Below are 21,962 nucleotides of genomic sequence, written 5' to 3'. Positions count from 1 at the left end.
CGCCTAACAATGATGCTAAGAGTTATGGGAGGAAATGTCATGGATTTTTTAAATAGTCGCAATTCAAATCATAAGTCAATTAATTATCTTATCTATACAATAGCATTCTTAATTATCTGCGCTTTAACTTATTCAATGCCTTGGTTGTCATCAAAATCTCTAATTTGGGGAGTCGACGGCATTGCACAACATTTCCCGATTCTAGCCCAATTTCAAGGAATTTTGCAAGGAACAGTGCATCAATCACTAACTGGTTGGTCTTGGAATATTGGTGCAGGTGGAGATCAACTTACCACATTTGCCTATTATGTTGTCGGTGATCCTTTTAGTTACTTGATTGCACTATTTCCAGCCACTCATCTTGAACTAGGCTTTCAATTTTTAATCTTACTTCGTTTATATTGTGTTGGTCTAGCCTTTCTCGCTTGGGCTAACCGCTTTTCATTTAGCAATCATAGTAAATTAATTGGCACTTTAATCTATACATTTTCTGGATACAATTTTTACGTTTCTATGCACCATCCCTTCTTCTTGTTACCAATGATCATTTTCCCACTTCTCGCAATTGGGGTTGATCTATTGCTGGAAAAACATAACTGGATTGTCCTTGCATTTGCAATTGGATTTGCATTAATTAGTAATTTCTATTTCGCGTATATTTTAGCAATCGGAACTTTGGTTTACTTAATTGTACGAACTTTGCACTTAAAAAATCAAAACAGTGGGTTTAAGTTCAGCTGGGGTCACTTACGCCAATTTATCATGGCAGCAATCAGCGGACTACTTCTTTCAAGTATTGTGCTAATTCCCACTGTAATAGCAGTTTTACAATCATCTAGAGCTATGCATCACATACCTTTCGCTAATGGAATGCTGCTTTACCCCTTGAGTTACTATCTCAGTATCCCTAATCAACTCATTACTACGTCTACCTTCAAAGGCTTTTGGCTAATCATTAATGTGAGTGCCTTCGCATTTTTAGCGGCAGTGTACATCATAGTCCACTTCAAAACATATAAATACTTGGCAAGCATCTTTTGTTTAATTGGTGTAGCTATACTGTTACCTCAAGCTGCGGCGTTCTTTAATGCGATGTCCACACCATCTAATCGTTGGTTATTTTTAGCTGTGTTACCACTCTCATTTGCAACAATGGTGTTTATCGATCATTTAACCGACCTAACGACTAAAGACTTACTATGGCTAGTTGGTGCTAGTATTGGATTAATCTTTGTTGTCTGGCTCACACAAGGTTTTACCTTGCACCTCAACAAGAATGATTTAATGAACTATGGTATCTTGCTACTCATTCTGTTGCTATTAGTTACTGCACGGGCAACTCATTTGAAATCCACGACGTTCACACTCGCAACCAGCTTAATAGTGTTTATTAGCTTGATTAATGGTGGTCAAGGTTGGATGAATCCCTTGCTGAGTGCAAATACCTCACGAGAACTTAATGCTGGTTCTGCAACAAAATGGCTTCATAACTATTATGATGGTGCTAACAATGCCCTTAGATCTGATAATTCATTCTATAGAACCGATACGATGCGTAATTATTATCCATACCGTGCTGCCGGAAATGATATTCCAGGATTTTTAGGAACCCATGACCTGAATTCGTACTATTCAATTCAAAACGGTTATCTATTCCGCTTTAATCAATCAATCGATAATGCGCAATCCGTTGCTAATGCCCCTACTAGTGAGGGTGACAATCGGACGACCCTCTTGAATTTGTTAGGTGTAAGGTACTTATTTGCTAAAAGCGATATCCTAAAACAGCCTAGCGCCATTCCTTATGGATTTAAATTAATGAAAACTCGTCAAGGAAAAATCATCGAGTACCGTGATAAACAAATCTCAGGACTATCTAACCACTCTGGCACGGTGATTCTGAAGTCTGATTTGGCACTTCCATTAGTTTATCTACAAAATCAAACTATTTCTAAACAGAGATACGAACAACTAAATCCCATTCAACGCGAGCAATCCCTTCTTCAGGGCGCCCAAGTTAATCAAAATGTCGCAGGTATTCCTTCAATCAAACCCACAACGAATGTGAAAAACGTTGCTTACACACCTGTCTTAAAAACCAAGTCGATTCTCAATAGTGGAAAGAAAGTCGCATTGCATCGGGTTTACAAAACAAGTAGTCAGCATAGCCAACAAGTAATCAACAAGCGGGTCGACGAAATTAAATCTAGAACAATTCAAGTTCAACGACCAGACCTAAAAAAAGTCATTCGAACTAATCAACAGGTCATTAAAGAAAACAAATTGGCAAACCGAAGTTCATTGCACTTAATGTCAACTGACGCTGAGGGTCGCCACTTATCCTATCGACTCAAGGTCAAGTATCCACAACAATTAAAGAATAGCGAATTATACTTGGTTATTAATGGTGCTAAAGGTACCAAAAACACAACTGGTGATTTTATCGATCATTTTGTCGCTCAAGAAGCAGTCAATGGTCTCCCAATATCTAAAGTTAAAAAAGCTGAGCGCACACGCACAGCCTTGCGTTTTCCAGATTTAGGTGCTTACACATTGAGCGCCAACACTTCCGACAGTTTTAACTACTATCACCAATTGCCTACAAATAATCTTTCGGATTTTGATATTCGCCACAATACCGTTCTTAATCTGGGATATTCTAAAACTCCAAGAAAACAAGTGAAGTTACAATTTACCGTGGCTAAGTCGCTACACTTTAAGAGTGTTAGGCTAATGGCAGTCACATTTAATCCAGCGAAATATCAACAACAAATCAAGAAATTACAAAGACAAGGTCTACAACATTTATCTGTCAAAAATGACCGCATTACTGGAATGGCGGTTAGTCCACAACACAAATCTATTCTAACCACTTCAATTCCATACACCAGTGGTTGGCAACTAAAAGTCGACGGCAAAGTCACACCGACTTATTTAGTTAACAAGGGGTTTGTCGGTGCAACGATTCCAAAAGGTAAGCATCAAATCACCTTGACCTACAAGACTCCTGGATTAAAACTAGGTAAAATAATTTCTATCATTGGTATAATCTGGTTATTAGGTGCCATAATCGTTCACTTAGTTTACAAACCCAAAAATTTAAATAAATAATGGATGCACAAAAAAATACTTCCTGATTTCAATCATTGAGATCAGGAGGTATTTTTTATTGTTTATCTTAAAGCAGTAAACATCTTAAGTGCTAACTTAGCTCTAGTAACATCGGTGTAAGTTAATGGGTTAAATCCATTTGTGTTTGCCTTTAACTTAGAGTAGTCAAAGATTTGTGGGCTCTCACTAGCATAATACATTGCATCGTTCTTGTTAGGAGAATGATCCAATCCTAAGGCATGACCAAATTCATGAGCTAAGGTACTTGCGTAGTCTAATGTTCGAGCCTTATAGCCTAATTGACTGGAGCTAATGTCATTTTTTTCAGCCGTTAATTGGTTTTGAACATCAGTAACTTGTTGAGTACGATAAGTCGACAGCTTTTGGGCGTAATTAGGGTCGGTTTTGTCCAAAGTACTTTCATAACTATTGATTCTGGCATTTGCTTGGTTAACCAGCGTCTTCATGCTAGTTGCCATAATCTCATTGGCCAATGTTGCTGGTGCCTTCACGAAGAATGAGTAACGAACCTGCATTTTTTTATCACTTGGTGACCACCAGGCATCACTCTCGTCAGCTGGTGTGGCTCTTTCTTTTGAAACTGAGAAGGTCATTGTGTGCTTATTTTTAGTACCATACTTTAAAGCCTTCCGGCCAAGTTTTTGATTCCAATAATTCATTGCTAAATTCAAGCTTTGTTTCAAATATTTATTATTTGTCTTAACATAAATACTTGCGGTCTTTTTAGAGGTCAATGCGGTTTGTGAACTAAGATCTAGCTTATATTTCTTAATGATGGCCCTTTGGTGAGTACGATAGTATTTATTACTTGCGTTCAACAAAGTTTTGGTTGGTGTAACACTAGTCATCGTTGCAGCAGAAGCCGTCACGTTAGCCAATGGAACTAAGCCAAACACTCCAACCATACCAGCAGCTAGAATCCGTTTAACATGCATTCTTTTTATCATTATTTTCCCCCTACAAGTACTGAATTTTAGCTTTATAGTACAAGCACTCACTAAAGATAGCAAGCGATATGCTAAATACTTATCAATTACTTTATGCAATAAATAAAGCCTGGAACAATAATTAATTATCTTTCCAGGCTTTATGTTAACTAGCTGTTCATTAAAATATCAAGCAAAGCTTGAGCTGACGCGTTAAGACTTGATTTCTTCTTATCATATCCAAGGTGAGTATAGATTTCACCAATAAATGTGCCTTTTTTAAATAAGGCTGGGAAGACTTCATCAATGATCTCTTGAGTTTCCGCCTGTTTTTGAACTGGTCCAAATGGGTTGGCAAAGAAAGTTATGCTCATTCCAACTTCATCAGTAGTTCCTAACGCTTTACGTTTACCAGCTACAAAAACACTCTTAGCTTCTTGCTCATCATCAAATTGATGAACACCGATTTCTTTATCATAGTTGTTAGCGTACAGCCACATATCAACGTTGTGGTGTTTAACAATATTTTGGTAAGTGTTAGCAGGAATTATACAACGGGCATTAGATAATTCAGGATTCATGTAGATACCCCGATCCATATTGCTAAATGCTACTTCAGAACTCAAATCATCTAGTCGAACAAAAGCACCCGTTTCAGTTCCTTGCGCGTAGATGGCTTGTTCATCTCCTGTAAGCGTGAAGCTACCCATGTCATCGAAAATAGTTTCAATATTTTCAATTTTATCATCAGCAATTTCTTGCAATGCTTCAATAGATTCAGACTTTCCGGCACCGCTATCACCAAAGAAGACGACTGACTTAGTCTTACCATTTGAGAAAGTAATCTTAACCATTGAACCATGAATTGGCAATTTATGTTTGCTAATCATGCTTAGGTTATGAAGCGTCAAAACCATCTTCTTCATATAACCAAAGTAAGTTGTTTTATCGTTATAAGGAACTTGGCCAACGTAAATGTCATTTTCTGCATCTAAGAAGTAATGACAATTGTCATCAGTATCTGAAGTGGCCCCTTCACTACCAAATAATAAAATGATATCTGGTTTGCGATCTTTAACAGCTTCTTCATCGGCTAATTCAAATAAGTTACCTAATGCTAGGCCATTAGCGAAGTAATCGCGATCAAAGTAAATGTATGCTAAACTTTCGCCGACCCAAGCTGGATAACAATACCAGCTTTCACGATCGCCTTTGAAGTTTTCAATTGGGTTTTGTTTAGTCTCAGAAAAGACCCCTTCACGCTTGTTACTCTTGGTATGAACCATAACTGGAGGTCGAACCATTAATGTATCAATAAAACGAATGCTAGCAAGTGAAGCATACTTTTCAGGAACATCCCATTTAATTGTTTGAGTTAAAATACAGGCGTTTGTACCGGCATCAACCTGGCGATAAATATGGTTAACGTGGCCTTGAAGCTTTTCTTCAACACTCCGATACAAATTTAAAACTAGTTCATTGAATCGATTATCAATATTCATGAATGAAGTACCAATAATCGCATTTTGATGTTTATTAATTGTCGAAATTCGAAGGAGCGAACGATAGTATGTGTACAGATCTTCGATACTATTCAAGATGTCGGTTGAAGCAAACTTGAGACTATCCATGTGGTTCATCAAAATATCTTTGATGACACCGACATATTCTTCAACAGAAACATCGTTTAGCGCTGAAGGTGTCTTTTTATAGCTATTATCATTCAAGTAAACCTTGACGATTCCGGCAAGTTCTTCACTATTAACTAACTGGAATAAGTCCTTAATGTATTTAGAGCTGTAATTCAAAACTGCAACCCCACGGTCCGGGTTGACATACAACGGCGCTGTATCAATCTTTTCTTGTACCATAAATTTAAAGTCTCCCTCTTGCGTAAATTTGAATTATTAATATTGTAGACTATTTTAAAGAATTTTTTAAGCAAATTTTCATTTTTCTCGTAATTTTTACGAATATTTTTTAGACACCGAACTAATTTTGTATGGATTAACTGATATCATCGCAAAAGCTACTAAAAACTTAATTAAGATGCCACCGTTAACCATTACTACCTAAAAACGATTCTAAACTAATGTAAAAATTTATAGTTTAAGCTATAATGAAACAAGTAAGCTACTATGTGAGGTGAGCGACGTGAAACTAAGTGAATATCTCCACAACCAACTAACTTTTTTAAATGAACAATTAGATGATGCCAGACAATCCAAAAATGAGCCCATGCAGTATTTAGTTGACTCAAAGATGTCTGAAGTTAAGTTGATCTTAGAGGCCTTGCAAAAGGGAATTATTGATGAAGTAAACTAGATTACTTTGCTTGACATATTTTTTGTATCGAATATGCTTAGATGCGTTAATTTAGTTGCTTCAGGAATTGAATACAGATAAAAGGAAGTATATTAATTGATTACATTAAAATCACCACGAGAAATCGAAAAAATGGCTGCCTCTGGCGCAGTACTTGCTGGCGTCCACAAAGGCGTTCGTGAAATGATCAAGCCCGGTTTAGATACTTGGGAAATTGAAGATTTTGCCAGAAAATATATTGCAGATCATGGTGCTACCCCTTCTGAAATGGGCTTTGAAGGATACAAATATGCTACATGTATCTCAATTAATGATGAAGTTGCTCACGGAATTCCTCGTAAGGGACTCAAATTAAAGAGTGGTGACATCGTTAAGGTTGATTTGACTGTTAACCTTGATGGTTTTGAAAGTGACTCTTGCTGGTCATATGCCGTTGGCGAAGTTAGCGATGAAGTTAAAAAATTAATGGACGTCACCCAAAAGTCATTGTACAAGGGAATTGATAAAGCCGTTATCGGTAACCGTCTTGGTGACATCGGTGCTGCCATTCAAACTTACGTTGAAGACGAAAATGGTTTTGGTGACGTTCGTGATTTAATTGGTCACGGAATCCAACCAACCATGCATGAAGAACCAAATGTTCCTGCATATGGTAAAGAAGGTCATGGTCTCCGTCTTAAAGAAGGAATGACCATTACTATCGAACCTATGGTTAACACTGGAACATGGGAAATCAAAGATCGTCTAGATGAAAAAGATGACTGGACATACTATGTATCTGCTGATGGTACCCCATCATCTCAATATGAGCATACCATTGCCATCACTAAAGACGGTCCTAAGATTCTTACATCTCAAGGATTAGACATCGACAAAAAATACCAACTTTAGTATAAACAAAACGGACACGAATTTTCATTCGTGTCCGTTTTTTGCAAATCAAGCAATTAGGCATTACCATTAGTTTTATAGACAGTGATAACCCTTATTAGGGCGTATCACATACATATCATTATTTTAGGGGGAATCAATATGAATAATAAAAACTTCAAATTTCCAGATACAGCTGCTTATAACTTCGTCATTAGTGGATTAAAGGAAAAAGGCATCTCTTTAGAAGACATAGCTGACATGGCTTATGATTTGCAGTCAGTTTTCTTTGATAATCTAACTAAAGAAGAAATGATGAAAAACACGATCAACGTAATGCATAAACGTGAGGTTTTAAACAATGCCATGGTTGGCCTAGAATTAGACCGGCTTGCTTCACAAGGGCTTCTAAAAGAACCGCTTGAAAGTATTGTCATGAATGATTCGGGTGTCTTCGGTGTGGATGAAGGTATTGCTTTAAATATCGCGAATATTTACGGCACCATCGGTGTGACTAACTATGGTTTTATCGACCGTGATAAGACTGGCAAGATCAAAGCCCTCGACGAAGGAAAAGATGATATCTCAAATACATTCATTGACGATATCGTCGGTGCGATCGTTAGTGCCGTTTCAGCCAAAACAGCTCATGAGCATAACTAGATCCAGCCAAAATTAGCAATATTTACTTCATTGCGCTTGATACCAGAAACGTATGGATTGTGCCTGACATAGTATCTCAGTGGTCTATCAGTCCATTCACCAATTGAAACACCGATTCTACCAGATTTCTGAACGCGCCGTGGCTGCCAACGGTCATGAACATCAATATTCAATTTACCCTCACCAATGATTTCAAAATTCATGGTCTTTTCAGCTATCCCTAGTGCAGCCATTAATTTTCCAGGTCCATTGGTAAGTTCTGCTCCAGGCCTTGGCCGATTTCGGTACATGATTTCTTGGCCGATCGTGGGTTCAATGGCTCGAATGAGGATTCCTTGAGGCACATCTGGGCCTTGCGTGGCGACATCAAGTAAATACTTGCCGTGGATCGAATATATGTAAACTGTCCCTGCTGGGCCATATAAGGGCTCATTTGATGCAGTACGCTTACCTTGAAAAGCATGGGCAGCAGAATCTTGCTCACCCATGTAAGCTTCAGTTTCCACAATGCGACCACCTACTAATCCATTCGGTGATTCATACGTTAATAACATTCCCAGCATTTGTTGAGCAAGTTGATCAGTTGTGTCGCTATCATAAAAATTGTGGCTACTCATAATAGTTACTCCTTTCTTAAACTTGGAGACGTCTTTCATGAAAATTAAACTTGAACGAATTTATTCTCACAATCAAAGTAGCGGTTACCGCGTCCTAGTTGACCGTCTATGGCCTCGTGGCGTATCTAAAGTAAATGCCAATCTAGATACCTGGGCTAAAGAAATTGCTCCGTCCAAAGAGTTACGAACTTGGTTTGGTCATGATCCAGAGAAATTTACCGAATTTCAGGACCGGTATCTATCAGAATTAACTAGAAATGAAAAAACCGGTGAGTTTATTTCACTAGTTTCTACACATCTGCAAACCCAAGATGTCATATTTTTATATGGTACAAAGGACACTATAAACAATCAGGCTGTCGTTTTAAAAAAATTTGTTGAAGATCAGTTAAACGCCTGACGAACATTTTGAATCGTTAGTTCATTACTTGTTGGCACAATAATATCTGCTTCGTGCAGAATTTGTTTATCTCCCACACCAATTGAAACCATCTTAGCCGCATTTATTGATTCAACGCCAATTGCACCATCATCGATTCCAACACATTGATCAACACTCAAGTCTAGCATTTCAGCGGCTTTTAAAAAGACATCTGGAGCTGGCTTGTTATGGGCCAGTTTAGTAACATCAACAACTTGAGAGAAGTATTTGGTTAGACCTAATTTTTCAATTTCTAATGGTGCATTTTGTGATGCGGAAGCAATAATCATTTTGTAGCCATTAGCTGTTAAATCATCAAGGAGCTCTTGGATGCCTGGCAAAATATCATTTGGATTCATTTTTTGAAGATATTTTAAATACCGTTGATTCTTTCGCTCGGCAATAGCCTGTTTTTCTTCATCAGAATACTTATCCTGTAAGCCACCTGCTTCTAAAATAAATTCCAACGAATCAAGGCGGTCTCGACCCTTCAGTTGTTCTTGAATATCAGGCGTCCACTTTACTCCGAGCAATTCAGCCGTCTCTTCCCATGCCATGGCATGGTAGATCCAAGAATCTGTGATCACACCGTGCAAATCAAAACACCAGCCCCGAATATTCTTAAAATCACGCATGCTAGTACCCCCTAAAGTACTTTTGTCTTTATCATACACCACAAGGTACATATCTTATTAATTGCATGATTTAAAAAATAGGCCAATCAAAACATTTGTTTTGATTGGCCTATTAAACTAAAATTTAGTCGTTACGTATAGCATTAAAAATCCAAGTGATTCCGTACTTATCAACAATTTGTCCATAGCGGTTCCCACTAGATTTTTTTTCAAGTGTAACAATTACCTTGACCTCTTCTGATTCCACCGTTCGTTTATAGAGATTTTCCATCTCCGTCACTGCATCAGAATCATCGAGATCAACTTTGAACATTAATGAAATTAAGGAAGAGACAACTGGTTTGCCAAGAAAACTATCGGCGCACCAAATTTCTTTTCCGAAAATTTTAAAATGTGCACTCATTGTCATACTATCAAGGTCTACATCATCATTAAACGCCATTTCGGCTGCTTGCTTAGCAGTTGGTGACTCCCGAAAAACATCGGTTGCGCCAAATACTAGCTTATAGTATTCAAGAGCATCTTTAGTGTTCTCGAATGTAAGATATGGAATTAGTTCTTGATTCATCTGGTCAACAGCCCTTACGTTTGTTTTAGTACAGCCATAAGAATACCCTAAAACTAAGAAAGCGTCAATTTCAGGCGTATTAAACGGCGGTATATTAAGCTTTTTAAGGAGGAAAACAATTTGCAATTAGCTATCACAATTTTCATTTTAAACGCACTGTACATAGCCATTAACACGTTTAGAACCATGTTAGTGGTTAAAGGTCACCGCTTCTTAGCACCATTAGTGGCCGTTGTGGAAGAATCAATCTACGTTATGGCTTTGGCAATCGCCCTGCAGCATATTGATAGCCCATTAAACATTGCGGCTTATGCGATTGGATTTGGGGTCGGTATCTATATCGGCATCGTCATTGAAGATAAAATCGCTTTGGGTTACGTCAATTTCGAAGTGACAGTTCAGATTGACCCTGAAAATCCCCTTCATGATAAAAACGAAGACTTACCAGAAATGCTTCGTAATCTTGGATACGGTGTTACTGTTTCTCACGCAGAAGGTCGCTTTGGCCCTCGCTTAGTGTTAAGCATATTAGCACCCAGAAAAGCGGATCGGCGTTTGATGGAGCAAATTAGGGAAATTTCTCCAGATGCATTTATCATGGTTCAGGAACCAGTTCAATTATCTGGAGGATTCTGGAGCAAAGAAGTCGATCGTAGGTATCACAAGGCCAATGGCCATCATTGATCATCAAATAAACCTAATTGACGTAAATTCTCTTTAATAGCGTCAACTGAGGCCTTTATTTTTGGATTATCATCCCGTTTCCCTTGTGACTTTTGCTGGGTCACTGGTTTGGAATTTGCGGGACTAGATTTAGTAGTCGTTGCTTTAGTTTTAGCTGAAACATGTGAAGATGATTTTTTACCAGCCATCATTTCGTCCATCGTCTGGTTCAATAATTCATCCACGAAAACATTGCCACTATTATCAGCATGGCCCTTGGTCCATGAATAAACGATATTAGTGAACTTTGGTAACAAACGATCAATGTCTTGCCACAATTCACGATTCTTCAATTCACCTTGGCTACGTTGAAATCCGCGTGCTTTCCAGCCCGCAAGCCAGCCCTTGGTGATAGCATCAAGCACATATTTAGAATCGGCAATGATGTGAACGTGCTCCTGGTTTAAACCATTATCCAGCAAATATTGCAGAGCATTTCGAAGCCCCATGATTTCCATTCGGTTATTAGTGGCGCCAAACTCACCACCAGTATCTGAAGTTTTCTTACCGTGGTTAATAATTAGATAAGCCCAAGCTGCCGGATCACTTTGCTTAACGTGGCCACCGGCTACGTTCCCATGATTTCTAGAGCCACCATCTGTATAGACGATAATCTCATCAGTCTTGGGTGCCGACTCGGTTAAATTACCGTAGTCCCCTTGGCCGTTCAAAAAATCTTCCGCAGCTTTTCTAGTGGGAAAACTTTTGAAAACTGCTCCTGGAAATTTAGAAATTTGTTTCTGAGCGTCCGGCCAAGTGCTATAGATTCCTGGTTTACGGCCTTTCTTAACTGCATAAAATTTAATAATTATTACCTCCAAATTAGCTACATTAGATTTCAATTTATTAACAATCAATTATATTTTTCCAATATTCTTTTCAATTAGATAAATCTATGCGAAAATATTAGTAAAGGGGGCTATCGCAATGACCCAATTAAACGCGACACTTATTAGTGTTGAAGAAGCCAAGGCACTACTTAAAGATCGTTCAGACCAAATCAACGAACGATTTCCACAATTAAAACGTCAAGGTAAGTATATACTACCTGATTATCGCTTGACCAGAAAACGTGAGGCCTTTAAGATTCGTAAGCACACATTTTTGGCCAGACACGCCCGTTCATACGTTGCATTTGACTCGGAAAACGGACAAACTCTCTGGATGCACAACTTTTCTAGTTTAACCGAAGCACTGTTCTGGCTCGATACAGGTCTTAAGCCTGGTGATACAGATTCTAGTTCTTCCTATAAACAATGGAAGGTTAAACATGAAGACGATATTTCAGAGTTAAAAGACGTTTTAAAAAGTAAGTCTAAAAAGAAAAAGTCATTGGCTACTAACACCGCTAAAAAGTAGCTATTTTTACCACAGTGAGGAATTATTTTCCTATTCACTGTGGTTTTTTTATTTCAACTTAATTGAGCTACCTTATAGTTATCATTGATTCGCTTTCTGATTTACAATGAGTGTGAGGTGATTTTTTATGGACGAACATTGGCTTCAACAGCTGCCCATTGCAGAAATCGATTCTGTAACTCCAGTTGGTGGCGGTGACGTGAATCAGGCATTTAAACTAACGACACCTGATGACACATACTTCTTATTAGTGCAACCACATCACGATGCAGATTTTTATGACGGTGAAATTGCCGGCTTACAGGAATTTGAGACCGCCAATATTTTAGCACCCAGAGTAATTGCCAATGGTGAGATTCAAGGCGATGCCTACTTATTAATTACATATCTATCAAGCGGTACTGGTAGTCAGGCAGACCTTGGTAGACTGGTCGCTAAATTACATCATCATCACAATCCGAATGGATCATTTGGGTTTGACACCGATTATAAAGGAACTGCAATTGAATTTGATAATAGCTGGACAACGTCTTGGAGCGAACTATTCGTTGACCGGCGCCTCGATAAACTACGAGACGAAATCGTTAGACAGCACCTATGGTCATCCACTGAACTTGCCGAGTTCAATCATGTTCGCCAAATCATTATCAATCAACTTGCCAACCATCAAAGCGAGCCTTCTCTATTGCACGGTGACCTATGGGGCGGTAATTACTTATTCACCGACATCGGTCAACCCGCTTTGATAGATCCCGCAGCCATGTATGGTGATCGAGAATTCGACCTCGGTGTGACCACCGTATTTGGTGGCTTTGATAGTGAGTTTTATCAAGCTTATGGTGAAGCATACCCGCTATCTGAAGGCGCTAATCAAAGAATGAAATTTTACCGACTCTATTACCTAATGGTCCACTTAGTAAAATTCGGTGAAATGTATGCCAGCAGTGTTCAATCAGAAATGACGCAAATCGTTAATCAACTTGGATAATAAAAAATCGCGATGAAACCTAGTTTTGGTTACACCGCGATTTGCTTTTTATTTAGAAGAATAATTTAACAACAATAATTGCAAATATTAACAAGATAATTGATGAAATAAATGCGGCTAAGAAGACATTGCGGCCTCGTTGCCAGATTACTCGGAAGTTAACGCTGATTCCTAAGGCAGCCATGGCCATTCCTAAGAATAGGTATGCAGCTTTTACAAGTAATTGAATAATGTTAGCTCCTAAAGGAACGAACGTACCAATAATACTTGCGAGAATGAATCCGGCCATGAACCAAGGAATTGGTAATTTGGCTTTTTGAGCAGCATCCCCACGTTCTTTATTAGTACTTCTTTGATACCAAGCACCGATAATCAATGCAGCTGGAGCTAGCATCAAAACTCTGGATAGCTTGGTAATGATAGCAGCGTCCAAACTCACTGGACCGCCTGCACTTCCGGCAGCAACAGCATGGGCAATTTCATGCAAGGACGCACCAGCCATCACACCAAATTGAGTAGCAGTTAAGTGTAGTAATGGCTTCAAACTAATGTCGACCAACGTAAAGATGGTACCTAAAATAGCTACCACTGCGACGGCCAACACTTCGTTTTCCCGTTGATGCTCAGCCTGTTCTTCAGGAACTTTGATTTGTGGGGAAATTCCCATAACGGCCGCAGCTCCACAGATTCCAGTTCCGCCAGCGGCAAGAATAGCTAATTCTTTTTCAACATTTAGTTTCCGCGCGATTGTATAAGTTAATAAAATGGTTCCAGTAACTACGATCATTGCTAACAGGATTGTCTTCACTCCTGCTCGAGCAAGATCTAACAAGTTAAGTTTGAATCCTAATAAAATAATTCCTAATCGTAAAAATTTATTTGAAATAAATCCAATTCCAAACTTAGCTGTCTGAACCGGTCCTTTAAATACTTGAAATACCATTCCCATTAATAAAGAGATCACTAAAGCTCCAATTAAATTCAAGTATGGTAATCCCGCTAAAAATGTTCCAATCAAGGCACAAATTAGCGTCAAAACGGCTGCTAAGCCAAAACTTCTAACTTCTGTTGCACTATAATTTTTCATTTCTCTCCTCCATCACAATTAATAGCTTATCAAAGACATTGTATAAAGGAAAATTATTAAGTATGATAACTCTATAAGAATAACTTATGAGGTGCGTTATGTTAGATAATAAATTCATCATGTTTCTTGTGTTGTATCAAACCAAATCATTTACTAAAACTGCTCAGCAACTGTTCGTTACTCAACCGGCAGTATCTCAACAAATTCAAGCTCTTCAACAGGAATTAAATGTTAAGCTAGTGGATTATCACCATTCCCAATTAACATTTACTACTGAGGGACTTAAATTAGCTAAACTTATAGAACAAATCAATACGCAAACCCAGCAGGGACTATCCAATATTACTAATCCCGAAAAGCGGCAAAGTATTTCTTTTGGTACCACCCTCTCATTCAATGAAATGATTGAGCCAGACTTTATTCAGCAACTGGCTACCGACTATCCTAAAATCCACTGTGAGATTCAAAACACCACCGTCATTATCAATCAATTGATCAGTGGTGACATCGAGTTTGGCTTAATTGAAGGAAACTTTGACCGCCAAAGTTTTGCTAATATTTTGATTGGCCAAGATGAATTTGTCGGTGTCTGTAATGAAGAACATCCCTTCAGCAACCGCACCATTTCTATCGATGAGTTGCTAACCAGTCAGTTGTTGATTCGAGAACCAGGATCAGGTAGTCGATTCATTTTTGAGAACTGGTTAGCTGGCATGAATTATGATTTAAACGATTTTAATCACATGATTTCAGTTGGTGATATCTTCACTATTCAGCAATTATTAAACAAAAATCTCGGTGTTAGTTTCATGTATCGTTCTGCGGCGCGTTCATTGCCAGATTCATTTCATTTGAGTACATTTAACTTGAATAATTTTGAAATCAGCCATGAACTTAACATGGTTTATCTACCGGGGACGCCAAAAGAAACCTTATTTTTAGACATGGCCAATTCCATCTCTAAAATTTTATCCAAGCAAAAACGAGCAAAGCCTTAATTCACGGCTCTGCTCGTCTACATAAAATATCAAACTTAATTATGCTCTGAAATTATTTTTAACTTGTTTAGGTTCTGTCTTAACCAAAACTTCCCCATTATGAATTGAGTAAAGAATTTCTGAACGTTCATTTAAAGCATTGTAGAAATTATCGTTGTTCATAATGATACAGTTAGCTGGTTTACCAACTTCAATTCCGTAATGATCACTAACATGCATGGCTTTTGCACCATTTAACGTTACGAATTGATATGAATCTAAGATATCGTTGTATCCCATCAAATGACCAACATGTAATCCCATATGAAGAGCATCAAGCATGTTACCATTTCCCATTGGGTACCATGGATCTTTGATATCATCCTCACCAAAAGCCACGTTAATACCATCAGCGTGAAGTTCCTTAACTCTTGTCATGCCACGACGCTTTGGATAAGTATCAAAACGACCACCCAGATTAGTGTTAACAAGTGGATTGGCAATAAAGTTGATATTTGACATCTTCAACAATCTGAATAATTTGTAAGCATAGGCATCATTATATGAACCCATTGCAGTGGTGTGGCTAGCGGTTACCTTATCGCCCATGCCACTTTCAAGGGCAAGGGTAGCTAAAGTTTCCAAACTTCGTGATTGAGGATCATCGATTTCATCACAATGCACATCTACTAATTTGTTCTTTTGTTCAGCAAGTTTCATTAAGAACTTCAACGATTCAACCCCGTATTCACGGGTAAACTCAAAATGAGGAATACCCCCCATCGCATCAGCTCCTAAATCAGCTGCTTCTGTCATTAATTCCTTACCATTTGGAAATGATAAGATTCCTTCTTGCGGAAAGGCAACTAGTTGCAGTTCAACCTGATCCTTAACCTCTTCTCGGACTTCAATCAAAGCCTTTAATGCAGTTAAATTAGGATCTGTGACATCAACGTGACTACGTACAAATTGAATACCATTTTGAACTTGAATCTTAATGGCCTGCTTTGCTCGTGTCTTAACGTCTTCCTTGGTTAAAGTTTTCTTGCGTTCGCTCCAGATGCGGATCCCATCAAACAATGTGCCTGTTTGATTCCATTCAGGATCACCAGCAGTCATAGTGGCATCTAGATGGACATGTGGATCAACAAATGGTGGCAACAACAATTTGTCAGTTGCATCAATCAATCGCTCGTCATCCTGTCTTTCAAGGTTAGGTGCGATTTCGGCAAATTTGCCATGAACGATTCGCACATCTTGAAGAGCTTCAGAATTTTGAATATGAACATTTTTAATTAGCATTTATATATCCCCCGAACTAATAGTCTCAGTAAATTATATCCCAAAATAGGTTCAGTGTTGGAGATATTTACAATTCAGTGTGATAATGTTTATAAAACATACTATAAGAGGTAATTAAAAATGATACACGCTAACAAGCAGTTACCATTGCCTAGAATCCTAACTTTAGGCTTTATTGTCATCATTATAGTTGGCACCATTTTATTATCTTTGCCTATTTCAACTAATTCTGGCCATTCAACTGGCTATCTAAATGCCTTGTTTACAGCTACTTCAGCTACCTGTATTACTGGAATGACAGTCGTTAACACTGCCCTACACTGGAGTATCTTTGGTAAAATTGTCATCTTAATTTTAGTCGAAGTTGGTGGCTTGGGTTTCATGACATTTGCTGTGCTATTATTTTCGTTTCTAAAAAGAAAAGTTGATCTGACGACTTCGTTACTGACCCAAGAATCATTAAGTATTCAATCCACTGATAAAGTTTATCGAGTTGTCCAACTAGTGATTTGTTTTTCCTTACTTATTCAAGGACTAGGAACCGCATTATTATTCATTGATTTTGGCTCCCGATACGGTTTTTGGAAAGGTCTAGGTTATAGCATATTCCATTCGATCAGCGCTTTTTGTAATGCTGGTTTTGATCTGTATGCCAATTCTTTAACCAAATTTGCCGGGGACTCATATCTGTTATTAGTCTTATCAGGATTGATTATTGCCGGATCACTGGGATTTTTGGTCTGGGAAGATTTACTACTATTTCGACAAAATCATCACTTATCGCTCCACACAAAATTGGCGTTAGTGACCTATTTAGGTTTAATCGTCATTAGTTTTATCGTATATTTAACGACCGAACAAAACTTTAGTCAGCATACTCAGTTGAGTGCCGGACAACGTCTGATCGACACCTTCTTCATCTCAGTTTCTCCACGAACGGCCGGGTTTTCAATTTTCAATTACAATCAATTTTCAGATGCCGGAATTTTGTTTACGATTATTTTGATGTTCATTGGTGGAACTCCTGGTTCAACTGCCGGAGGAATCAAAACCACAACTGTTGGAATTTTGTTAATTAAGGTTTGGTCGATTCTACGGGGCAAACGAGATTCAACGTTCATGGGACGGCGCTTTTCAGATGATAACGTCAATCGCTCGTTAACATTAGGCTTCTTAGTGGTAATCACCTTATCAATTGCGGCGTTAGTCTTGTTGACCACAGAAACCATTCCCAAATACATGGGATTTGAATATATAATTTTTGATGTGGTTTCTGCGTTTGGAACTACTGGATTAACTTTAGGGCTTACGCCTCATCTAACAATTATTGGTAAATTAATTTTCTGTGTACTAATGTTTATGGGTCGTGTCGGTATATTTACAGTTATGTATTCGATTCTCACGACTAATCATCCAGATGATGAGTTCAGATATCCAGAAGAAAACATCATGATCGGTTAATGGAGGTTTAAAAAAATGCAACAGAATTTTGCAGTAATCGGCTTAGGCTTATTTGGAGGTAGCATCGTTGACACACTAGTAGCTCACGGCCAGGAAGTGTTAGTAATCGACAAAAAAGAGGAGCTGGTTAATCAATACCGTGATATTGTGACCTCCGCTGTCGTCGCAGATGCGCAAAATGAAACAGCCATGCAGCAATTAGACATTGGTAACTTTGACAATGTGTTTATTTCAATTGCCACCGATGTTGAAGCCAGTGTAATGGCCACCATGATCTGTAAAGATCTGGGCGTAAAACATCTCGTATGTAAAGCTGAGAATCAGCGCCACGCTCGGGTGCTTCAACGTTTAGGTGCTGACGAAGTGATTCAGCCTGAACGTGATATGGGGAAACGAACGGCCATTCATACCATGGATCCGAAAATAATCGGTGATTTGAAGCTTTCCGGGACCCTATCCGTTGCAGAACTACAAATGACTAATCCTAATTTTGCTAACCAATCCCTTGATCAACTAAACTTAACTAATCGTTTTAAAATTACGATAATCGCTGTCTCACGAGCAGATCAAAGTGAAACATTCATTGCCGAACCAACGACCACCTTACATGGCAATGATTTGATAACTATCATTGGTAATCAAGAAGATGTTGAAAAATTTGAAGTCATTGCGACAGCTGATAAATAAAAAAGCCTCCACCAATTAAATGGTGGAGGCTTTATAACACAAGCACGTAATTACTTAGCTGGTTTTGACTTCAAAAACTTTTGAAGATCAGCAATTTGTTGGTTACGTTTTGCATCATTCTTCTTGTTGATTGGACGACGTCCTTGAACGCCATTTGGATGACATTTACGCATTGTAGAATTCTCCTTATAAGCTTTAATAATTCTTTACACTTCAATAGACTTTTATATTGTACTACAATCTATATCAGAAAATCAAACCAACATTCAAATGTCAATATATGGTAATATTTACAACCAAATAAGCTAATTGAGGTGGCTAATATGATAGAACAATATCCCCAAGCACTGACCATTGCTGGATCTGACAGTGATGGTAGTGCCGGTATGCAGGCAGATCTGCACACTTTTTTTAGAAGACACGTTTACGGCGCTTCGGTTATGACTGCCTGTGTTGCTGGAAACAGTTATGGCATTCACGATGCCGTTAATTTGCCCACCAGCTTCATTGATAATGAATTTAAAGCCCTCGCAGATGATTATCAAATCAAAGCTAGTAAAACCGGCATGCTTTCAGATTCTGAATTGATTATGACTGTCGTCAAAAATTATACTCAATACGATTTCGGACCATTAGTAGTCGACCCAGTAATTACAACTAAACATGGTAACGTTTTGTTAGAAGAAAGTGCCTACCAAACTTTAAGAGACAAGCTCATTCCATTAGCAACTGTGATTACCCCTAATTTCTTTGAAGCGCAAAAACTAGCCGAAATGCAAATCAATGATGAAGCTGATACCAAATTAGCCGCCAAAAAATTGCAACAACTTGGTGCAAAAAACGTAGTCTTAAAGGGTCGTCACGATGATAATCATCAGACAGAAGTTGCTGATTATGTCCTCTTAGAGTCTGGTGAAGATTTCTTCTTACTTGATAAATATCATGCAACTAATCGCGTTAATGGTACTGGTGATAGTCTTTCAGCATGTATTGCAGCTGAGATTGCCAAGGGAACCAGTATCAAGGAAGCCATCGAAATTGCCAAACGTTTTGTTAATGAAGCAATTGAATCAGAAATTATGGTTGGCCATAAATTTGGTCCCATCAATCACTGGGCTCCCAAAGATTAACACTACCATTTATCTGGGTTCCAAATCCGGCCATCTAATTCGCCTTCATGTTGGTCGATTCGATTACCCTGCTCGATTACTAAATTCTCAGCAGCGGTAAATAAAGCCCGTTCCACAAACGATGATGAGTCTGATGCTTGTTGATTGAGTTGTTGGACTAACCAGTCTTGTTCATCGTTCATAATTATTCCTCCTCATCACGAATCAATTTAATATTTTCCTGTAAGTCATCAATGCGATCTTTTCTATCGTTGATAGAATCAATGATCAATTTGATGGCTGTTTTATTTTCACGCTTAGTCATTATTGATTCTAACTGACTAGTTAGCCATTCAGTTCGGCCTACTAAAGAGAACGGTTGCTCTGCACCGATGTAAGCAGCATAATCACTGGCGAGTTTCAGCCTCTGTGATTCATCCATATAACTGAACTGTTCCACTGGAAAAATTGGCAAAAATTTCATCCCTGCTTTATTCGCAAAAGCAGCGTACGGTGCCATTAATTCTGAAAGTGTGAAATGCTCACTACCGCCAAGTTGGAATTGACTTAGAGCATCACCAATAGACACCACGATGCCTAATTCCTTATCTCTTAAAGCTCGTTGACTTTCAACATATTTTCTAGTAAATACGTCTTGCATATACCGGCTTAGGCTATCAGGAGCCTGATACCAATACATCGGAAATTGAAAAATGATTCGGTCAGCTTCTCTCAATCGGTCCTGTTCAGTGTCAATATCTATATCACCATCAGGATATGTTAGATCAATCGATTCAAAAAAATTATTTGAAAAATATTTTCCAGTCGTTTCAAGAAATTTTTGGGTTCCAGAACCCTTTATTTGCGGGTGTGAAACCAATATTTGTGTCTTCATATTAATTGCCTCACTAAAATGAATGGGTTTTCATTGGTCTAGATTTGTTGTAAAATACTTTCATAAGCTACGAACGGAGGTTATCTAATGGCAAGTTATTCCGTACACACAGACTACCAAAAGGTTGGAGCTAAAACTACTACAACTGCTGGTAATCACGAATTCATTTCCGATCGACCACTGAAAGTTCATGGAACCGATAAGGGTCCAACACCAATCGAATATTTACTGGGTTCGATTGGTGCGTGCTTAGGAGCAACAGCAAGTATCTTAGCTCGAAAAATGGAAAATCTGGAGATTGAAAAGTTTGCCGTTGATGTATCTGGAGACGTTACTGTATTTCCAGATAAGTCATCAAAGATATCTTCGATTAACATTATAATTGATTGTAAAACAAATTTAAGTTACACTGATCAACAAAATTTTGTCGAAGAAGTAATCCACCGATGCACAGTTCATAAAACATTAGAGGACGCTACTGAAATGACGATCAAGATTAAATAATACAGGATGGTGGAAATAATGGATGAAAGAGTAGAGGCAAAAATGCAAACGGTTACACGTAAAGAGAAAACGGTTATTTTATCTAACAAAACACTCATGTCATTTGTGGGAATTCTCATCATTTCAATTGGCGAAGCTTTCTTAAAGGCAGCCAACTTGGGAATGGATCCATTTACCGGACTAAACCTAGGTGCCAGCAAACTATTGGGAATGGGTCTAGGGAACTTCCAATTAATAATCAATCTAGTGTTGTTCGTCTTCGTAGTGTTTGCTAACTACCGGATGATTGGAATCGGAACCGTGCTTAACATGGTGTTAGTTGGTTACGAGATTCAGTTCTTCTCAGGAATCTACACTTCATTGTTCGGCACAATAACTTCATTACCATTACAACTTATCAATGCCATCGTCGGCTTATTGATTTTCTCATTCGGTGCTTCAATGTACATGTCGGCTAACTTAGGAATGGCCCCATATGACGGGATTGCTCCTATCATCACTAACTGGACTAAGATTCGTTACCGAGTAATCAGAGTTATTCAAGATGTTGCATTCATGGTAGCAGCATACTTAGTTGGTGGCCCAATTGGTTTTGTAACCATCATCATCGCCTTCTTTACTGGTCCACTTATTGAATTCTGGAGTGAACATGTTAATGAAAAGCTTCTAAACAAAATTGAAAGTTATCGCGCAAAATAAATAGTAAAACAAAG

At 38.3% G+C, this 21,962-nt stretch carries 25 protein-coding genes; 14 read left to right on the top strand and 11 right to left on the bottom strand.

Annotated elements, in window-relative coordinates; translation table 11 throughout:
* The first annotated feature begins 39 nt into the window (after positions 1 to 39).
* Positions 40 to 3,111, top strand: a complete 3,072-nt coding sequence (locus O0236_RS01475; RefSeq protein ID WP_268912408.1) for a YfhO family protein — start codon at positions 40 to 42, stop codon at positions 3,109 to 3,111.
* A gap of 62 nt (positions 3,112 to 3,173) precedes the next feature.
* Here O0236_RS01475 and O0236_RS01470 read toward each other — a convergent pair whose 3' ends face one another.
* Entirely contained in the window at positions 3,174 to 4,079 is a 906-nt protein-coding gene (locus O0236_RS01470) for a matrixin family metalloprotease (protein WP_268912407.1), read from the bottom strand.
* 149 nt (positions 4,080 to 4,228) lie between these two features.
* Positions 4,229 to 5,929, bottom strand: coding sequence for a phosphoenolpyruvate carboxykinase (locus O0236_RS01465; RefSeq protein ID WP_268912406.1), 1,701 nt, complete (start codon positions 5,927 to 5,929; stop codon positions 4,229 to 4,231).
* Between the two features lie 283 nt (positions 5,930 to 6,212).
* Here O0236_RS01465 and O0236_RS01460 point away from each other — a divergent pair, with 283 nt between their 5' ends.
* From O0236_RS01460 to O0236_RS01450, 3 genes are all read left to right on the top strand, one after another.
* The gene (locus tag O0236_RS01460) at positions 6,213 to 6,383 is read left to right on the top strand and encodes a hypothetical protein (RefSeq protein WP_268912405.1); all 171 of its coding nucleotides are present in this window, start codon (positions 6,213 to 6,215) and stop codon (positions 6,381 to 6,383) included.
* Positions 6,384 to 6,479: 96 nt separating this feature from the next.
* Positions 6,480 to 7,274 carry a type I methionyl aminopeptidase gene (gene map, locus O0236_RS01455; RefSeq protein ID WP_268912404.1) on the top strand — a complete coding sequence of 265 codons (795 nt, stop codon included), beginning with the start codon at positions 6,480 to 6,482 and terminating at the stop codon, positions 7,272 to 7,274.
* A 141-nt stretch (positions 7,275 to 7,415) separates the two neighbouring features.
* The gene (locus O0236_RS01450; protein ID WP_268912403.1) at positions 7,416 to 7,916 is read left to right on the top strand and encodes a phosphatidylglycerophosphatase A; all 501 of its coding nucleotides are present in this window, start codon (positions 7,416 to 7,418) and stop codon (positions 7,914 to 7,916) included.
* Here O0236_RS01450 and O0236_RS01445 read toward each other — a convergent pair.
* Positions 7,913 to 8,533, bottom strand: coding sequence for a DNA-3-methyladenine glycosylase (locus O0236_RS01445; protein WP_268912402.1), 621 nt, complete (start codon positions 8,531 to 8,533; stop codon positions 7,913 to 7,915). The two genes, O0236_RS01450 and O0236_RS01445, sit on opposite strands and share 4 nt — an antisense overlap.
* A gap of 37 nt (positions 8,534 to 8,570) precedes the next feature.
* Between O0236_RS01445 and O0236_RS01440 the strand changes: the two genes are divergently transcribed.
* Positions 8,571 to 8,933: a DUF488 domain-containing protein gene (locus O0236_RS01440; RefSeq protein ID WP_268912401.1), complete on the top strand. Its 363-nt coding sequence runs from the start codon at positions 8,571 to 8,573 to the stop codon at positions 8,931 to 8,933.
* Here the strand turns inward: O0236_RS01440 and pgmB are convergent.
* Complete coding sequence (gene pgmB / locus O0236_RS01435) at positions 8,918 to 9,589, bottom strand: beta-phosphoglucomutase (RefSeq protein ID WP_268912400.1); 672 nt, start codon at positions 9,587 to 9,589, stop codon at positions 8,918 to 8,920. The genes O0236_RS01440 and pgmB overlap by 16 nt on opposite strands.
* Before the next feature lie 124 nt (positions 9,590 to 9,713).
* The gene (locus O0236_RS01430; protein WP_268912399.1) at positions 9,714 to 10,157 is read right to left on the bottom strand and encodes a VOC family protein; all 444 of its coding nucleotides are present in this window, start codon (positions 10,155 to 10,157) and stop codon (positions 9,714 to 9,716) included.
* Between the two features lie 120 nt (positions 10,158 to 10,277).
* Between O0236_RS01430 and O0236_RS01425 the strand changes: the two genes are divergently transcribed.
* Positions 10,278 to 10,841, top strand: a complete 564-nt coding sequence (locus O0236_RS01425; RefSeq protein ID WP_268912398.1) for a DUF2179 domain-containing protein — start codon at positions 10,278 to 10,280, stop codon at positions 10,839 to 10,841.
* Here O0236_RS01425 and O0236_RS01420 read toward each other — a convergent pair.
* Positions 10,835 to 11,737: a ribonuclease H family protein gene (locus O0236_RS01420; protein ID WP_372791508.1), complete on the bottom strand. Its 903-nt coding sequence runs from the start codon at positions 11,735 to 11,737 to the stop codon at positions 10,835 to 10,837. The two genes, O0236_RS01425 and O0236_RS01420, sit on opposite strands and share 7 nt — an antisense overlap.
* A gap of 70 nt (positions 11,738 to 11,807) precedes the next feature.
* Between O0236_RS01420 and O0236_RS01415 the strand changes: the two genes are divergently transcribed.
* Complete coding sequence (locus O0236_RS01415) at positions 11,808 to 12,239, top strand: hypothetical protein (RefSeq protein WP_268912397.1); 432 nt, start codon at positions 11,808 to 11,810, stop codon at positions 12,237 to 12,239.
* Positions 12,240 to 12,366: 127 nt separating this feature from the next.
* Positions 12,367 to 13,227: a fructosamine kinase family protein gene (locus O0236_RS01410; RefSeq protein WP_268912396.1), complete on the top strand. Its 861-nt coding sequence runs from the start codon at positions 12,367 to 12,369 to the stop codon at positions 13,225 to 13,227.
* Positions 13,228 to 13,279: 52 nt separating this feature from the next.
* Here the strand turns inward: O0236_RS01410 and O0236_RS01405 are convergent, their stop codons facing one another.
* Positions 13,280 to 14,314, bottom strand: a complete 1,035-nt coding sequence (locus O0236_RS01405; RefSeq protein ID WP_268912395.1) for a YeiH family protein — start codon at positions 14,312 to 14,314, stop codon at positions 13,280 to 13,282.
* A 98-nt stretch (positions 14,315 to 14,412) separates the two neighbouring features.
* On the opposite strand from O0236_RS01405, the gene O0236_RS01400 reads away from it, so the two are divergent.
* Entirely contained in the window at positions 14,413 to 15,312 is a 900-nt protein-coding gene (locus tag O0236_RS01400) for a LysR family transcriptional regulator (RefSeq protein ID WP_268912394.1), read from the top strand.
* Positions 15,313 to 15,351: 39 nt separating this feature from the next.
* Here the strand turns inward: O0236_RS01400 and codA are convergent, their stop codons facing one another.
* Entirely contained in the window at positions 15,352 to 16,593 is a 1,242-nt protein-coding gene (gene codA / locus O0236_RS01395) for a cytosine deaminase (protein ID WP_268912393.1), read from the bottom strand.
* Between the two features lie 120 nt (positions 16,594 to 16,713).
* Here codA and O0236_RS01390 point away from each other — a divergent pair, with 120 nt between their 5' ends.
* Positions 16,714 to 18,054, top strand: a complete 1,341-nt coding sequence (locus O0236_RS01390) for a TrkH family potassium uptake protein (protein ID WP_268912392.1) — start codon at positions 16,714 to 16,716, stop codon at positions 18,052 to 18,054.
* 15 nt (positions 18,055 to 18,069) lie between these two features.
* Positions 18,070 to 18,741, top strand: a complete 672-nt coding sequence (locus O0236_RS01385) for a potassium channel family protein (protein WP_268912391.1) — start codon at positions 18,070 to 18,072, stop codon at positions 18,739 to 18,741.
* A 50-nt stretch (positions 18,742 to 18,791) separates the two neighbouring features.
* Here the strand turns inward: O0236_RS01385 and O0236_RS01380 are convergent, their stop codons facing one another.
* The gene (locus O0236_RS01380) at positions 18,792 to 18,914 is read right to left on the bottom strand and encodes a hypothetical protein (RefSeq protein ID WP_261341432.1); all 123 of its coding nucleotides are present in this window, start codon (positions 18,912 to 18,914) and stop codon (positions 18,792 to 18,794) included.
* Between the two features lie 150 nt (positions 18,915 to 19,064).
* Here O0236_RS01380 and thiD point away from each other — a divergent pair, with 150 nt between their 5' ends.
* A complete protein-coding gene (gene thiD / locus O0236_RS01375) occupies positions 19,065 to 19,871 on the top strand; it encodes a bifunctional hydroxymethylpyrimidine kinase/phosphomethylpyrimidine kinase (RefSeq protein WP_268912390.1) in 807 nt (268 codons plus the stop codon).
* Positions 19,872 to 19,873: 2 nt separating this feature from the next.
* On the opposite strand, the gene O0236_RS01370 is transcribed toward thiD, so the two are convergent.
* Together O0236_RS01370 and O0236_RS01365 are read right to left on the bottom strand one after the other, a co-directional pair.
* Positions 19,874 to 20,053, bottom strand: coding sequence for a hypothetical protein (locus O0236_RS01370; RefSeq protein ID WP_268912389.1), 180 nt, complete (start codon positions 20,051 to 20,053; stop codon positions 19,874 to 19,876).
* 2 nt (positions 20,054 to 20,055) lie between these two features.
* Positions 20,056 to 20,745: an NAD(P)H-dependent oxidoreductase gene (locus tag O0236_RS01365; protein ID WP_268912388.1), complete on the bottom strand. Its 690-nt coding sequence runs from the start codon at positions 20,743 to 20,745 to the stop codon at positions 20,056 to 20,058.
* An 87-nt stretch (positions 20,746 to 20,832) separates the two neighbouring features.
* Here O0236_RS01365 and O0236_RS01360 point away from each other — a divergent pair, with 87 nt between their 5' ends.
* Together O0236_RS01360 and O0236_RS01355 are read left to right on the top strand one after the other, a co-directional pair.
* The gene (locus tag O0236_RS01360) at positions 20,833 to 21,249 is read left to right on the top strand and encodes an OsmC family protein (RefSeq protein WP_268912387.1); all 417 of its coding nucleotides are present in this window, start codon (positions 20,833 to 20,835) and stop codon (positions 21,247 to 21,249) included.
* Positions 21,250 to 21,267: 18 nt separating this feature from the next.
* On the top strand, positions 21,268 to 21,948 hold the full coding sequence (locus tag O0236_RS01355) for a YczE/YyaS/YitT family protein (RefSeq protein WP_268912386.1): 681 nt from the start codon (positions 21,268 to 21,270) through the stop codon (positions 21,946 to 21,948).
* Positions 21,949 to 21,962 lie beyond the last annotated feature (14 nt).

This window comes from Lentilactobacillus sp. SPB1-3, from assembly GCF_026913205.2.
GTDB lineage: Bacteria > Bacillota > Bacilli > Lactobacillales > Lactobacillaceae > Lentilactobacillus > Lentilactobacillus terminaliae.
Note: the sequence above shows the minus strand (reverse complement) of the source record. Positions and strands in the feature narration are given on the sequence as shown.